Source organism: Runella sp. CRIBMP, from assembly GCF_009905605.1.
Classification (GTDB): domain Bacteria; phylum Bacteroidota; class Bacteroidia; order Cytophagales; family Spirosomataceae; genus Runella.
In genome coordinates this window covers 668,733-683,903 of the sequence record NZ_JAAAKZ010000002.1, presented here as the reverse complement: position 1 = coordinate 683,903, position 15,171 = coordinate 668,733, and the positions used below count along the sequence as shown (strand labels likewise).

At 43.7% G+C, this 15,171-nt stretch carries 15 protein-coding genes; 9 read left to right on the top strand and 6 right to left on the bottom strand.

The window, feature by feature from the left end; genetic code table 11:
• Window positions 1-15 precede the first annotated feature (15 nt).
• The 4 genes from GVN20_RS07975 (at window position 16) to GVN20_RS07960 (ending at window position 2,976) form a co-directional block, all read left to right on the top strand.
• The gene (locus tag GVN20_RS07975; protein WP_166557804.1) at window positions 16-870 is read left to right on the top strand and encodes a xanthine dehydrogenase family protein subunit M; all 855 of its coding nucleotides are present in this window, start codon (window positions 16-18) and stop codon (window positions 868-870) included.
• Window positions 871-963: 93 nt separating this feature from the next.
• On the top strand, window positions 964-1,566 hold the full coding sequence (locus GVN20_RS07970) for a DNA-3-methyladenine glycosylase (protein WP_166557803.1): 603 nt from the start codon (window positions 964-966) through the stop codon (window positions 1,564-1,566).
• A gap of 70 nt (window positions 1,567-1,636) precedes the next feature.
• A complete protein-coding gene (locus GVN20_RS07965; protein ID WP_166557802.1) occupies window positions 1,637-2,155 on the top strand; it encodes a hypothetical protein in 519 nt (172 codons plus the stop codon).
• A gap of 26 nt (window positions 2,156-2,181) precedes the next feature.
• Complete coding sequence (locus GVN20_RS07960) at window positions 2,182-2,976, top strand: glycoside hydrolase family 25 protein (protein WP_166557801.1); 795 nt, start codon at window positions 2,182-2,184, stop codon at window positions 2,974-2,976.
• Window positions 2,977-3,019: 43 nt separating this feature from the next.
• Here the strand turns inward: GVN20_RS07960 and GVN20_RS07955 are convergent, their stop codons facing one another.
• From GVN20_RS07955 to GVN20_RS07940, 4 genes are all read right to left on the bottom strand, one after another.
• Entirely contained in the window at window positions 3,020-3,415 is a 396-nt protein-coding gene (locus tag GVN20_RS07955; RefSeq protein WP_166557800.1) for a VOC family protein, read from the bottom strand.
• A gap of 80 nt (window positions 3,416-3,495) precedes the next feature.
• Complete coding sequence (locus GVN20_RS07950; protein ID WP_166557799.1) at window positions 3,496-4,548, bottom strand: DPP IV N-terminal domain-containing protein; 1,053 nt, start codon at window positions 4,546-4,548, stop codon at window positions 3,496-3,498.
• Between the two features lie 404 nt (window positions 4,549-4,952).
• On the bottom strand, window positions 4,953-5,666 hold the full coding sequence (locus GVN20_RS07945) for a YqjF family protein (protein WP_166557798.1): 714 nt from the start codon (window positions 5,664-5,666) through the stop codon (window positions 4,953-4,955).
• A gap of 88 nt (window positions 5,667-5,754) precedes the next feature.
• Window positions 5,755-7,056: a TlpA disulfide reductase family protein gene (locus GVN20_RS07940; RefSeq protein WP_166557797.1), complete on the bottom strand. Its 1,302-nt coding sequence runs from the start codon at window positions 7,054-7,056 to the stop codon at window positions 5,755-5,757.
• Window positions 7,057-7,456: 400 nt separating this feature from the next.
• Between GVN20_RS07940 and pgi the strand changes: the two genes are divergently transcribed.
• Both pgi and GVN20_RS07930 read left to right on the top strand, forming a co-directional pair.
• Window positions 7,457-9,106 (top strand): glucose-6-phosphate isomerase, encoded by a 1,650-nt coding sequence (pgi, locus tag GVN20_RS07935; RefSeq protein WP_166557796.1) that lies wholly within the window; start codon window positions 7,457-7,459, stop codon window positions 9,104-9,106.
• 103 nt (window positions 9,107-9,209) lie between these two features.
• The gene (locus GVN20_RS07930) at window positions 9,210-10,367 is read left to right on the top strand and encodes a helix-turn-helix transcriptional regulator (protein ID WP_166557795.1); all 1,158 of its coding nucleotides are present in this window, start codon (window positions 9,210-9,212) and stop codon (window positions 10,365-10,367) included.
• On the opposite strand, the gene GVN20_RS07925 is transcribed toward GVN20_RS07930, so the two are convergent.
• Window positions 10,364-11,098 (bottom strand): GNAT family N-acetyltransferase, encoded by a 735-nt coding sequence (locus GVN20_RS07925; RefSeq protein WP_166557794.1) that lies wholly within the window; start codon window positions 11,096-11,098, stop codon window positions 10,364-10,366. The two genes, GVN20_RS07930 and GVN20_RS07925, sit on opposite strands and share 4 nt — an antisense overlap.
• A gap of 130 nt (window positions 11,099-11,228) precedes the next feature.
• On the opposite strand from GVN20_RS07925, the gene GVN20_RS07920 reads away from it, so the two are divergent.
• The 3 genes from GVN20_RS07920 to GVN20_RS07910 all read left to right on the top strand — a co-directional run bounded on the left by GVN20_RS07920 (window position 11,229) and on the right by GVN20_RS07910 (window position 13,993).
• On the top strand, window positions 11,229-12,404 hold the full coding sequence (locus GVN20_RS07920) for an acyltransferase family protein (protein ID WP_166557793.1): 1,176 nt from the start codon (window positions 11,229-11,231) through the stop codon (window positions 12,402-12,404).
• A gap of 11 nt (window positions 12,405-12,415) precedes the next feature.
• Window positions 12,416-13,141 carry a hypothetical protein gene (locus GVN20_RS07915; RefSeq protein WP_166557792.1) on the top strand — a complete coding sequence of 242 codons (726 nt, stop codon included), beginning with the start codon at window positions 12,416-12,418 and terminating at the stop codon, window positions 13,139-13,141.
• A gap of 138 nt (window positions 13,142-13,279) precedes the next feature.
• Window positions 13,280-13,993 (top strand): glucosamine-6-phosphate deaminase, encoded by a 714-nt coding sequence (locus GVN20_RS07910; RefSeq protein ID WP_166557791.1) that lies wholly within the window; start codon window positions 13,280-13,282, stop codon window positions 13,991-13,993.
• Here the strand turns inward: GVN20_RS07910 and GVN20_RS07905 are convergent.
• Window positions 13,990-15,147: a lycopene cyclase family protein gene (locus GVN20_RS07905; RefSeq protein WP_166557790.1), complete on the bottom strand. Its 1,158-nt coding sequence runs from the start codon at window positions 15,145-15,147 to the stop codon at window positions 13,990-13,992. The two genes, GVN20_RS07910 and GVN20_RS07905, sit on opposite strands and share 4 nt — an antisense overlap.
• Window positions 15,148-15,171: the final 24 nt, after the last annotated feature.

Below are 15,171 nucleotides of genomic sequence, written 5' to 3'. Positions count from 1 at the left end.
TTCACTCTTTTAAAAATGATTCCATCATCTGTTGACTATACACGCGCCAGTTCAGTAGGGGAGGCTATTCGCCTCCTTGCTGAAAACCCTGACGCTAAGTTATTGGCAGGCGGCCACAGCCTGATTCCTGCCATGAAATTGCGCCTCAATAGCCCCGCTTTGCTCATTGACATTGCCCGCATTGCCGAGCTACGATTTATTGAAGATACAGGAAATGCCATCGTCATCGGGGCCGCAAGTACCCACGCCGACATTATCACCAACCCGCTCCTCAGGGCCTTGACGGCCATGATTGAAGCAGGAGAATTGATTGGAGATACGCAAGTTCGCAACATGGGTACGCTCGGTGGCAGCATTGCTCATGCCGACCCTTCGGCAGATTGGCCCGCTGTTTTGCTGGCTTTAGAGGCCCAAATCAAAGTGCAGGGCCCTGACGGTGAGCGTATTATTCCCGCCGTTGAGTTTTTTACTGGATTTTTTAGCACTGCACTCGATACGGGCGAGATTGTGACGGAGATTCATCTGCCGAAGCCTACGGCGGAAAGCGCTTCGGCCTATCGTAAATTTATGCAACCAGCCTCGCGGTTTGCCATTGTGGGTTGTGCTGCGTCGGTAACGGTAAAAGGGGGTGTCATTTCTGCTGCCAACGTTGCCTTTACGGGGGTTTCTGATGCGGCCTTTTTGGACGAAGGTGTTGCCTCGGCGTTGGTTGGAAAACCAGCGACGCTCGAAAACATCGAAGTGGCGGCGTCAGCCGCTGCCGAAGGAGATATGCACATCAATGAAGACCATTTTGCTTCGCAGGCCTATCGTAAACATTTGGCGAAGGTATACGCCAAACGTGCATTGGCGGGGGCGTGCGGTTTATAGTCATTCCCTGTTTGTTTTTTTATTACCTGTACAATGGGCGGCCGAAAGGCTGCCCGTTTTTTTGTAACTTTCGCAAAAAAAACAGCCTTTTCAATGCTTCCTGAATCTTACCTCGCATCAAAAGATGCCACATTGGCCACCATTATTGAATCTACACCTACGTTCAAAAAAACGGATTGGAACAACGATGTTTACCTAGCGTTGCTGGAAAGCATTGTCTCGCAACAAATTTCGGTCAAGGCCGCAGACTCTATCTTTGCCCGTTTTAGGGCGCTGTTTGAGGATTTGTATCCGCATCCCGAATTGCTACTGCAAAAATCAAACGAAGAGCTGCGCAGCGCGGGCCTTTCGTTTCAAAAAATCAACTATCTGCAAAATGTCGCAGTTTTTGCTACTGAAAAAGGTGTTGATTACCAGCATCTTAACCTCCTAAACGACGATGAAATCGTGGCTTATCTCACGCCGATTAAGGGTGTTGGGCGTTGGACAGTGGAAATGTTGTTGATGTTTGTAATGGACCGCCCCGATGTATTCCCCGTCGATGATTTGGTGATTCGGCAGAAGATGGTGCGGGCGTATAATTTGACCGAAACGGGCCGTGTATTGCATAAGCAACTTCATGCAATTGCTGAAAACTGGCGCCCATATCGAACCATGGCTTGCCGTTATTTATGGCGTTGGAAGCCCGAGGGCTAGCCCCATTTAAAAAATTGAAAACCTGTTTTTGCGTAAAAATCATTATTTTGCGGCCCAAAATTGTTTTTTTATGGATCAAAAAATCCTGACGAGTAAGCAATACTTTAAACTTTTATTGCTTGTGTATGGTGTTATGTTGGTGGCGCAGGTAGGGACAGGAACCGTTTTTTTCTTTTTACGCAGTACCCAATCGAAGTCAATGCCCAATGAAGTGACACTCGGGCAATTATTTGGTTATTTGGTGCCTTGTGCGGCGGTTATACTTCCACTGGTGGGAATATTATTGGCAAAAAAAACGATTAAAGCGTTAAGAATTAATGATTTATTGTCGGATAAGCTTCGCAAATATCAGAGTGCCCTGATTTTTAAATATGCCTTTTTTGAAGGGGCAACTTTTTTTTCATTGGTCGCTTATTTTATTACGGGAGAGCTGCTGCATTTTGGAGTTGCGGGCGCACTTGTGATGGTCTTCCTGACCCAACTTCCCACCCGAAATCGGGTTTTTAATGAAGTTCCTTTGTCAACCTTGGACGAGTCAAAACTCAATAATCCAGATGCAGAGGTAGCGGCTATTCCAGTTAAAGACTGATATTTTCTTCTAAAATTTGCCTGTGTATGGCGCGTCGAGTATCCACCCCATCTTCGCCTAAAAAACGTGCATTGCCTCCGATCGGTTGGGTGGCTATTGTGGCACTTGTGTTACTTGTAGGAGGAGGTATTTGGTACGTTAATCGTCTGAATACCAACGAATGGCGGCACGTTTCAAAAATAGGGATTCGGTTGCCGTTTAAATATTCCATCCACGGAATTGACGTTTCTAAACACAACGGACGCATCAATTGGCCAGAACTACGACAGATGCGTTTTGAAGAATTACGTCTGCAGTTTGTTTTTATAAAAGCCACGGAAGGTGCTTCGTTGACCGACAAAGACTTTAAAAATAACTGGAAGCAGGCAGACGGCGTAGGACTGTATCGTGGAGCTTACCATTTTTATATCCCTTGGCGAACGCCCGAATCGCAGTTTGAGAATTTCAAACGCTCGGTCAAACTCAAAAAAGGAGACTTGCCTCCAGTGCTGGATTTTGAGTTGGGAACTAATGCGTTATCTCGCGAACAGGTCATTGCGAATCTAAAAACTTGGCTTACTTTGGCCGAAAATTACTACGGTGTGCGGCCAATCATCTACACCAACGCCGATTTTTATCGCCGCTATATCAAAGAAAACTTTGTGGGCTATCCACTCTGGATTGCTGATTATTCGGGCTGGACCCTCAATCGTTACGACGATGCTGTCATTCACTTTTGGCAACATTCCAAAAGTGGCTACACCGACGGTATTCGTGGCCCAGTCGATTACAACGTTTTTTTGGGTGATGTTGAAGATTTGAAAGCGCTTTGTTTGAAGTAAATCAAGCCCCAAGAAAAATTTATGGCTTAGACCATTTTGTTAATTACAGGTCAATTTTTTGGCCGAAACAGTAACATAACCCGTCGGGTGCAACGACAAAAAAAACTTTGTAGCTGACCCCGTATTTCTGAACTTGAAAATCAGCCTCTTCTTTTTCATAACCGTTGGCCTTCAGCTCTTCAAAAATAGCTTCGACGTCGTCTACTTCAAAGAAACAACCGTCCTGCGTGGGGTCACCTCCATTTTCGGCAAGGCCGATTTGGATGGTATCTCTTACCAGCGTAGCACTCTTAAAGGGTTGATTTTGACGTGACACAACCTTAAATCCCATGAGGGTTTCGTAATAGGGAATCGCGGTTTCCAGATTTTCCACTGGCAGTTTCATGGCATCGTTTTGGTAAGGCCATACATTCTTGAGTACTGCTTTTGAAGTTTTCATCGGTATAAAAAGTGTATGTTTTGCTACCCGTCAGACGGTTTTGCTACTGTTTTATCCAACCTTCTGACGGGTAATTATGCCTAGTCAACCCAATCGGCAATGTACAAATTTGTATCGCGAGAGCCGGGTGTGTTATTGCGGTTAGAACTGAAAATGAGCTTTTTACCGTCGTGTGAAAACATCGGGAAAGCGTTGAAAATGCTGTTGTTGGTCACTCGTTCCAACCCTGTTCCGTCAAGATTAATGATATATAATTGAAAATCATACCCGCGCTGTGAGTGATGATTTGACGAAAATATAATTTTGTCGCCCTTAGGTGTAAAATACGGTGCCCAGTTGGCCTTGCCCAACGTAGTGATTTGGCGTAAATCGGTGCCGTCAACGTTGCAGGTATAAATTTCCATATCAGTGGGGGCAACCAAGCCCAACGAAAGCAATTTTTTATATTCGGCTACTTCTTCTTCGGTTTTTGGACGTGAGGCGCGAAATACCAATTTTTTGCCGTCGGGTGAGAAAAAAGCACCGCCATCGTAGCCCAATTGATGGGTGATGCGTTTTACATTTTTGCCATCAATGTCCATGATGTAGAGGTCAAGGTCGCCGTCGCGGGTGGATGTAAACACGATTTTGTCGCCCTTGGGTGAAATCGTGGCTTCTGCATCGTAGCCTTTTTCGGTGGTCAATTGCTTTACAATCTTGCCATTAAGGTCGGATACGAAAATGTCATAAGTGTCATAAATGGCCCACAAATACTTGTTGAGGTAGGCTTTGGCGGGAGGCGGGCAAGAATCGTTGCCGACGTGCGTACTGGCAAAAAGAATGTGTTTGTCGCCCGGCATGAAATACGAGCAAGTGGTGCGTCCCTTGCCTGTACTGATGAATGTCGGGCGCTCGTCGGGATTAGTTAAGCCTTTGTTGACGTCCAAATAAAAAATCTGGTCGCACTGTAAGCCCCACTTGGGGTTGTTGGATTGAAAGCTGACGAATTGGTCGTTGAAGCTAAAATAAGCTTCGGCGTTGTCGCCGCCAAATGTGAGTTGTTTTACGTTTTTGAGGTGTTTCTCTTCCCCCGACTGCGCGAAAGTTTGTACAGATATAAGCAAAAAAGCGATGAATAAATAGTTGATTCTCATGAGTTTTATAGGTGATTTTGCGTTTTACAAAGAACGGTAGAGATGCGCATAAAAAACAGCTTTAAGCCCATTTTTTGATGATTTTTGTCATTTTAAAAGGCATCTTTCTCGCTAATTTTGAACCAAAACTGATGTATGTGAGAAAAAAATGATAATTTTCTTGTTTGTATTTAATCTAAATAAACTACTTTTGCGTTAGTATTAGAAACATCAAAACCACAATGAACCTCTCAGAAGTATCTGCTTGCTCACTTGTTGAAACCGAAGAAAAGTTTTTTACGAAGAACTCATTCATAGGCTGTGCGTTTGCCTGCGACCTGAAAAAATGCTGCAAAGCCTACAAAAAGAAGGGTAAGCACTGCAAAAAATGCCCTAAAGTGGACTAGTAGGTATAAGTCAAATAGTTACAGTTTTTGGGCTGACTTTACTACAATGGCTGAGCCTTCGGCTAACAGCGCAGAATGGGGAGATTGATGGGACAAAAACCCAAAGTTGGGTCCGTATACTGCCTCAAAGTTCACATCTACAATATGGGTCTTGACGGGATAGACTTCCCAACGCGGATGCTCAACGCCGTACTCGTATGTGGTGAAGTTGTTATATTTTGTGTATCCCCAATAATGCTCGGTGATAAATTCTTCCAAACTTCCTGCCGCAAGCGGAATGGACGTAGCGTCGGCGAGAAGTTCCAGACGGTTCCATTGTTTTTGTTTCCATTCGTAACTTACCCTTAGTTGTTCATTGGTGGTTTGCCATTCGTGACGCATGGGCAGAGTGACATAAGGCTCGTGATAAACGGCGTTGGCTACCCAACTGACAGCGTATTTTGGAACAATTTCCTTCACAAACGTAACGCCCCGTTTCCATTGCCCCTCTTTTGTGCGGTGTTTGACGTAAAACCGCAAATTAACTTCTTCAAAGGTGGTATGAAAGGGTATAGGAACGCCCAAAAGGCTCACTTTATCGAATAAGAAGCCAATCAAACTCACAAAACATTGGCCTTCAAACAAATCAAGTTCGGTATTTTTGGGGACGAAAGGTTGCAGCAAATCGGGGGAGACGGTATAATTGACCATTGCCAATTTGCGCCATTCGGCAGTGAGGAACGAAGTGAGCATGGTTCTGACAAAATTTAGTAAAGTGAACAAGGGCGAACCCTTACCGACTTTAATTACATGTAAATGTAACTGCAAAAAGGCAGCTTTGTTACTTAGACAATGCTGATTCTAGGACTTTTATTAAGTCTTTGCCGTTGTTTTCGCTGGGTTTAGGGGGGTGAATGGCCTGAAAATTCCCGTTGCGGTCAATAATGAAAGTTGAAGGAATGCCACTGACTCCAAAGTTATTCGATACATTCTGATTATCTCTGACGTGTAGGCCCGTTATTTGATACTTTGCAATGGCTTTTTTCCAGTCGGCTTCGTTCTTATCCGTTGAAATATACAGGAATACGATTTCGTTGTGACCTTTAAAATGTTTCTTGATTTTTAAAGAAGGTTTCATCTCAGCGAGGCAAGGCCCACACCAACTGGCCCAAAAATCAAGATATACGATTTTCCCCTTAAAATCAGCCAATTGCACATTTTTCGCTGCGGTATCGGGGAGTGTAAATGCAAACGCAGGTTTTCCTGGAAGAAATGCTTCTTTTTCAATAAGACGATTTTTGATTCGGGCTAAAAAACGACTGTTGGGGTACTCCTTTTCAAATTCAATAACCTGTTTTAAGACCTCTTCTTTGCTGCCTTTGAATGCAATCTCTTCCTCTAAGAGTTCGCTGCTCAATGTTTCGGCAAAAGCGGCATGAAACTTCGATTTTGTGGCTTTAAAATAAGCGTTATGGTCTCCAAATTCAACGCCTTGGATAGGGTGATTAAGCATAAAAAGATACATTACTGTAAATGGATATCCCATCGACTTAGCTGTTATACTATCTTGTGGCGATGCCATGCTGGTCAAAGCGGCCCGAAACGCGGCTGGTATAAGTTGAGGGGTAACGTCAACTTTCCGTTTTTGGGCTTCCTGATATACCGCTCGCACTGTTTTTTTGGAAATATCTGATTTTATATCGGCTTTACAAATGGTATAAAATTGAGTTGTTACTTTTGATTTGTACTTTTCTAAGAGTTTGAGTTTTAATCTTTCTATTTCAACCAGGTATTGGTAAAAGCCAGTTTTTGATTTTGCAAGTTTTGTTTTGGCGGTAGTTTCCCAGTCTTTTTGCAGGTTTGTGGTTATCACATCTTCTTTGTAGTACTCAAACTTGGGAGCGGCATTGCCCGTATAACGCATAGTTCTCCAAAAATATTTGGCATCAAACGCCATTGAAATGGTGTCATTGGGCTCCAAAATATACCATTGTAATCGACCTCCTTGGCTAATGGGGCGGTTTTTATCAAACGTCAGCGTTACATAAGCAATGTCTGTTAATGTTGCTTTGAATTCAAATTCATTTTTTTCATTAAGAAGAAGCGTCTCCGAAATGCTTTTTTGTGCATAGGGGAAAATCATAATTTCAACGGTCTGCGAAACTGGATTCGTTATTTTGCCCCTAATGAACACGTTTTGGGCTTGAATCTTAATAGCGAATAGAATAAAGAGGAATATCAAAAATGGCTTCATAGTAGTCTGTTTTTTCAAATATATAAAAGAAAAATTTATATTTAAAATCGTTTTTTACTATAAAAAAAGCGGTTTTGCGAAACCGCCTGCACAGAAGAACTATTTTAAAAAACTGCCCTCATGGGAGAACTATTTTAACCGCCCCCACAGGCAACCTATCCTGAGAAATTGCTCTCGACAACTTGGGAAATCAACGGATTTTATTCCAAAACACACTTTATATGACCAAAATGTGCGGGAAGCCGTCGAAAATCCTACTTTTGCATATTCATAAAAAATCACCAATCAGATGTTACAAGCCATTCCTTTTGACCAAACGGCTGCTTATCGTAAGCTCAAAACTCACCACAAGAGCATCAGCAAGAAGCATTTAAAAGAACTTTTTGCCGAAGACCCCAACCGCTTTAAAAAGTTCTCTATTCGTTTGGGCGACATCGTAATTGACTATTCTAAGAACCGAATCAATGGACGGACGTTGGCCTATTTGTGCGATTTGGCGCGGGAATGCCAATTGAGCGAGGCTATTGAGAAGATGTTTACGGGCGACAAAATCAACGCGACCGAAAAGCGCTCTGTGCTGCACGTGGCCCTCCGAAATCGTTCTAATACTCCCGTATTCGTGGATGGTAAAGATGTAATGCCCGATGTGAACGAAGTGTTGGAGAAAATGAAAGGGTTTTCGGAAAAAGTACGCGGTGGCGAATGGAAAGGTTTTTCGGGTAAAAAAATCACTGATTTAGTCAATATCGGCATCGGTGGCTCTGATTTAGGCCCCGTCATGGTGACCGAAGCACTGAAATCATACGGCAAAAAAGGATTGAATGTGCATTATGTTTCTAACGTTGACGGTACGCACATTGCCGAAACACTGTCCGATTTGAATCCCGAAACAACGCTGTTTATGATTGCTTCCAAGACCTTCACCACGCAGGAAACCATGGCCAATGCGCATACAGCACGCCGCTGGTTTTTGGAAACGGCCAAGGAAAGTGCTCACATAGCTAAACACTTCGTGGCTATTTCGACCAACCGTGCAGAAGTAGAGAAATTCGGCATTGATCCCGAAAACATGTTTGGTTTTTGGGACTGGGTTGGCGGACGTTATTCGTTGTGGTCGGCCATTGGGTTGTCGATTGCTTGTTATATCGGTTTCCAAAATTTCGAACAGCTTCTGGCGGGGGCTCACGATATGGACAACCATTTTCGGTCGGCCCGTTTTGAAAAAAATATCCCAGTTGTATTGGCTTTATTAGGGATTTGGTATAATAATTTCTTTGATGCCGATACCCAAGCCATTTTGCCTTACGACCAATATCTACATCGTTTTGCGGCCTATTTCCAACAGGGAGATATGGAATCAAATGGAAAAAATGTGACGCGGGGCGGGGAGAAAGTAAATTATCAGACGGGACCCATCATTTGGGGAGAACCAGGTACCAACGGTCAACATGCTTTCTACCAGTTGATTCACCAAGGAACAAAGCTGATTCCTGCTGATTTTATTGCACCAGCGTTGAGCCACAATCCCATCGGTGAGCACCACAAAATGTTGCTTTCCAACTTCTTTGCTCAAACAGAAGCCCTGATGAACGGCAAGACCTACGAAGAAGCCGCCGAAGAACTCCGTAATGCAGGAAAATCAGAAGACGAAATTGCGTTTCTGGCTCCCTTCAAAGTCTTTGAAGGAAACCGTCCGACCAATTCAATTTTGGCCAAGAAAATCACACCGCGCGTATTGGGAAGCCTAATTGCAATATATGAGCACAAGATATTTGTGCAGGGTGTCATCTGGAATATCTTTAGTTTTGACCAATGGGGAGTAGAATTGGGCAAACAGCTTGCCAACCAAATTTATCCAGAACTCCAAAATGACTGGCCCATCGACGCCCACGATAGCAGCACCAATGGCTTAATAAACCAGTATAAACGCTGGAGATAGCGTTGATAAACCGAAAAGGTCTTTAACCGAAAAACCGAAAAATGTTGAACAGAAAAATCGCCCATGCGGTTTTTCTGTTTCTATCCCTAATACCTCTGCACTCATGCCTGTGCCTATTCGCATTGATTTTTTTGCCATTGTGATTTTATTAGGCGTTGTGCAGGGCGTCTTGCTGGGAGGACTTTTTCTGACTGGAACCCGCGCCAAGACCGTCTCAAATCGAATGATGGGCTGGACAATGTTGGCTTTTTCGGCGGCGATTCTTGAAGTGTTTTTGTGCTATTCTAATTATCAATTTCAATTTCTCTGGGCGGATAATTTTGCCGAGCCAACCAACTTCCTGCTGGCGCTTTTGCCTTACTTTTTCGGATATACCCGCCTGCACGGGCACTTGCCCAAAGGTTGGCGCTGGCACTTGATTCCCTTTGTGTTTTGGTGCGTTTATTCGGTGTTTTGGCAGTTTCAGTCGTTTGATTATAAATATAATTCTTACATCAGCGCGTGGCACCCCGAGTTGCCTTATCGCACGTTTACATTTTGGCTTCCCGAAGATCCGCTATATTTGCGCGACCACGTCAATGATTTGACATTGGTGAGTATGGCTGTTTATATGATGCTGTCGTTAAAAGAAATTTACGGGGCTTTTAAAAAAAACGACATTCCTTTTTTTACCCTTCACCGAGTCGTGCCTTTGACCCAACTACGGAACTTTAACCTGCTTATTTTCTTGTTCCCGATTGTTTTTGTGGTGGTAAAACTCAACTTTAAACAAGATTTAGGGGATTATATTCTGGGGAGTTTAACCACTTTTTACATTTACCTCACGAGTTATTTATTGATCAATCATTCGGTGCTGTTCAAGGTAGAATCTGCGGGCGCTGAAATCAAAAAAAAGTACGAAAAGTCCTCTCTTTCTGATGATTATGGGGGGGCAATTTTGCAAAAACTGCAAGCCTACCTAAAGGAAGAAAAACCCTACCTCGAAAATGACATCACCCTTCCTAAACTTGCCCAACGCCTCTCGGTTTCGCAGCATCATCTATCTCAGGTGCTCAACGACCGGCTTAATCAATCCTTTTTTGATTTGATGGCTACTTATCGTGTTGAGGAGGCCAAAATGCTATTGGCCGACAAAGCACTTTCTCACCTCAAAATCGACGAGATTGCCGAGCGCGTCGGGTACAATTCTACGTCGGCCTTTCATACGGCGTTTAAGCGCATTACGGGCAAAACACCCGCTCAGTTTCGGGCAAATAATTAATTTTTGACGGTTCCTAAAAGCATAAATCCTGCTACTTTAAAACCCGCTTTAAGCAGCGCCGCTTTTGACGCCTTGTTGGTAAGGGCGCAACGAGCCGCTGGCACTCTTCCCTGTTGATAACACTCTCTTTTCAATTCTTGAATCAGATAACTTCCTAGCCCTTTTTCTCGCTGATTTTCTGAGACTTCCATAAATACATCGGCAAAAGGAACATTATAGTGCAGCATGATTCCGCCCGTAGCTACCACTTTTTGTTCAAATTCCAACACGTATGTTCCCGAACATTCCACGTGCGGGTCGTCATCCCTGCGAAGGCGAAACTGCACTTCTGGAGGTTGGATGTCGGTCACAAAATGATCTTCAAAAAGGATGGCTTGTGCATTAATATCCCGTGCAAACTCGTATGCCATTGAGCTAAGTAGGGCATCATTGCTCTGATATTCAAGGTAGACAGCCTTGGAAATTTTTATTAATTCTTCCAAAAATGCGGCAGCGTATTTACGATAAGCGGGGATGAGGTAAAACTCAAAAATGGTGTCTCTATCTGGAATCTCTTGGCCTTTGAGCGAGCCGTAGCCAACGGTGTGCTGCCCGAGCGTAAACCGGTACGAATCCGTCCACCCCCGTTCGTGACAGGCGTTGTATCTGATTTGAAAATTGTTTTCTTGAAGAAATAAAGAACGAAAAGGCTTAATGGTAGCAAGGGTGGTTTTTTGTACTTTTAATTTCATAAAGGCGTTGAGAAATAAACCCAAATATAGGTGTTTTGTGCTTGCCGATAAGCACGAACTTCGAGTTTGTCGGCAAATAGGGCTTAATTCCCAGCAAGGTTGTTGTTTTGCATCAAATAAAACAACAACCATGATAAACACAGATACAGCCTCCTCTCCAGCGTCAACTATCTCCGCCACTCGTCGCTATGACCTCGACTGGTTGCGGGTGATTTGCATCGTTATTTTGCTCTATTATCACGTCGGAATGATTTATGTGCCTTGGGATTGGCACATCAAAAGTGCCGAAAAAAGTGAAGCCATGCGGTGGATTATGATTTGGCTGCATTATTGGCGGATGCCGCTTCTGTTTTTCATTTCTGGCGCAGGAACGTACTTTGCCCTCAAAAAACGAAGTTATAGCGGCTATGCCAGAGAGCGTATTAAGCGGTTATTTGTGCCGCTGGTTTTTGGAATGTTTGTCATCGTCCCCCCCCAGATTTATTACGAACGCCTCTTTAATGGTGTTCAATTCAACGGCTACGGTGATTTTTATCGAACGGTTTTTGATTTTATTCCTTACCCAAAAGGCAGTTTTAGCTGGCATCACCTGTGGTTTGTGGCGTATCTATTTTTGTTTTCACTGGTTAGCATTCCCATGTTTCGTTGGCTGAAAGCAGGCCGAGGTTTAAGGTTCATGGACTGGACAGAACGCTTGGTAGCCCGCAAAGGTGGAGCACTTTGGTATGCTTTGGTGATTTGTATCAGTCAAGTGATTTTGCAACATTTTTATCCCGATGAGACCCACGCGCTCATCGACGATTGGGCCTATTTTGCCTTCAACCTCCTGTTGTTTTGGGGAGGGTATATACTGGTAAGCCGTCCCGTATTTTGGCAAATGATGCTTAATCAACGCCGTATTTACGCTTGGGCTACGATGATTACTACCTTGATTATGTACGGATTATACATCGCGATTCGGTTTTATCATCCAGCGTGGGACGATGTTTGGTGGTGTGATTTGCTTTGGGATATAAATTCGTTTTGCCTGACGTGGTTTTCGGTCTTGGCTTCCATTGCATACGGGCACCACTACCTCAACCGCCCGCACCCTATTTTGCCAAAACTCAATGAAGGGGTTTATCCATTTTATATTTTGCACCAGACCGTTATCGTCGCCGTTGGCTATTACTTACTCAAACTTAACCTGGGCGTTTGGGGCGGTTTTTGGGTGATTAGCACGGTATCATTGGTGTTAAGTGTTGCCTTATATTGGTTGATTATTAAACGAGTAAAAATCCTTCGTTTGGTCTTTGGGTTAAAATAACCCTACAATAAATGGCATATAAAAAGTACGAAAATTCTGAAATATTTGATGATAAAAACACTATTGATGTGATATTTGAAGGTGAAGAAGTGCTTCTTATCAAACAAAAAAAGTGGACAACAAAAGAGCTTGAGGACCAAGTGGCCAATTTGCACTATTCTGGTGAAAACCTACCTAAAGACCCCGCGGTAGAAAAAGCCCGACTACCGCCCTTTGCTTTGTCTTTTTATAAATTCGTTTTCTTCAAATCACGTCTGCCTGATGAAACGGAGTTGTGGAATTACTACCTAAAACAACATTTTCCCCCTGTCGATGGTGACAGTGTTCGGGTGTACATCAGGGGCGTTGAAAAGACGTTTGCGGCGAGTTCAGTAAAAGCCCGAATGTTGCGGAGTTATCCATCATTGGTGCGGGATTTTCACTTTTATGTGCTTTGTCTGACTTCAGACCGATTTGAACACGTACGTTATTCGTTGCACAAAGATTATTTTGACGGCATTGATTTGTGCGTGGTGTATGCAGGTGTGGAGTTTCAGGTGTCTATTCTTCTCAACTCTCCAAGGGCGCAAATGTACAAAACTCAAAAATATAAACGCCACGGAGAACGTTCTCAAAATGAAGTGATTATGTTGTTTGATTTGACCCGTTTTTCTCACGAGAAAGGAAAAATAAAATTGTTTTCTAGTAAGCATGTGCAAGAATTGCTTGAAGAATTGAAGTTGCGAATTGCAACCTGATTATCTATGGTTGGTTCAAAATGATTCGTTCAGGTTTTAGAACCCGAACGCACATGAACGCACAAATTTTTATTCAAAAATGAGTAGAAAGCGAGGGTTTTCATCTAATTATAAAAAAAGCAGACAACCAATTTTCTGATGAATTATCACGTTTTTCCTACGTACGAAGCACTTTCTACCCACGCGTCTCAATTTATCTTGGACTATGTCCGTCAAAACCCTACTGCCACTATCTGTGTTGCTTCGGGCGAGACTCCCTTATTGACATTTCAAAAAATTGTCGACAACGCGCAGCCTGGTGATTTTGACCAAGTGACGTTTGTGGCCTTGGATGAGTGGGTAGGTATTGCCCCCGATAATGCCGGAAGCTGCCGCTCTTACATTGATGCACCGCTGATTAAACCCTTGGGAATCAGCCCCGACCGAGTTTCGTTTTTTGATGGCTTAGCGCCTGATTTAGAAGCAGAATGCCAACGAGTCAATGACTTTATTGCGAGCAAAGGAGGACTGGACATCATCATGGTCGGCATTGGTTTGAACGGACATTTGGGTTTGAACGAGCCGGGAAGCTCTTTCGAATCTTACGCGCACGTGTCGGAGTTGGAAGAGGTGACGGCTTCGGTGGGGCAAAAATACTTCCAGTCAGAAACGCCCCTTACCCAAGGCATAACGGTAGGTTTAAAGCATTTTTTGGAAGCCAAAACCGCCATTGTTTTGGCAAATGGTCCTCGCAAAAAAGATATTATTAAACGGGTGCTGGAAGAGCCCATCAGCGAAGGCCTGCCTGCAACGGCCCTGAAACTGCATTCCAACGGGCATTTGTGGGTTGATACCGCCGCCGATGCCTCTTAAATCCGTTTGCGTAAAGCGTCTGCAATGCCCTTTGTAAACGCCCAAAGCGGTACGGTTGACATAATTTTGAGGTCTTCCAGCAGGGTCGTGTCTTCGTCTAAAAAGGCAAAAAGGCGCGGCGTAGGGTTGTTTTTGTAAAGAGCTGTAAATACATCTTTTCCAGAAGTTCTGTTTTTTAGCAAAACATTCAGTAACGTACTGTCTAACAACTCTTTGAATTTTTTTATAAGAGTCTTCTTGGGGAGGGTTGGTTTGCCGACCGTTACCAAATTTTTGACCAATTCCTGCGTGTATCGTTGCGTACGCTGAAAAGCATAACCCGAAGAGGATTTTACGTAGCCTCCCGACGTGCCGATTCGCACGATGTGTTCACCAGAATGATTACTAATGGGCTCGTCGGTCATGGGTATCACGCCAAATTCTTCGTACTCAATGGTAAAATTTTCAATTTTTAAAAACTCTCTGATGTATTTATGAAGTTCAGCGTCATATTCGGCAGGGGAGAGAAGACTGTCCGAAAAAACGGTGTACTCAATCATGGCTTTCGTTGAACTTTCGGGCAATACGTACATAAATCGTACGCCAATGCCGCGTTGCTCCACCCTGTAATCCATCATCGTGGGGCATTGGGGATCAAAGACGGGTTTATCGGCTACGATTTCCCAACCTTTAAAATGCTGCAACATGTTGTGGCAATCGTCCAAGTCTAGTTTAAGCGGCTTGGTGCTGTCAAAAACGTATTCTCCCAGGTATTGATTTTGGTCGGTGATGATGAAGCCGCCGTCGGGTGTGTCTTTGAGGCGTTCGATGCGCTCGTTAACGAACTTAATGTTTGGATTGCCAGCCAAGTCTACTTTGACAAAATCATAGAAGTCAATTCCACGTAGCCATTTGTAGGAGTAATCGCCTAAGTTGAGCGATGAAGAGAAGTTAGTACCGTGAAAAAACACCTTTTGCCATTTGCGATGCACTATTTTATCAAATGGACTTTGATTGTCTTTTTCCCAAAAACACCAAGTCCGGTCATTTTTGGTCTTGGTGTCTTGGTCAATAATAAGAATGGATTTTTCGCGCAATACGGTTTGGTTCATGTAATAAGCCAAACTTAGTCCTGCCAATCCGCCGCCTGCAATGATGTAGTCGTATTTCTGCATGGAAAACTTATTCGTAATGACCTT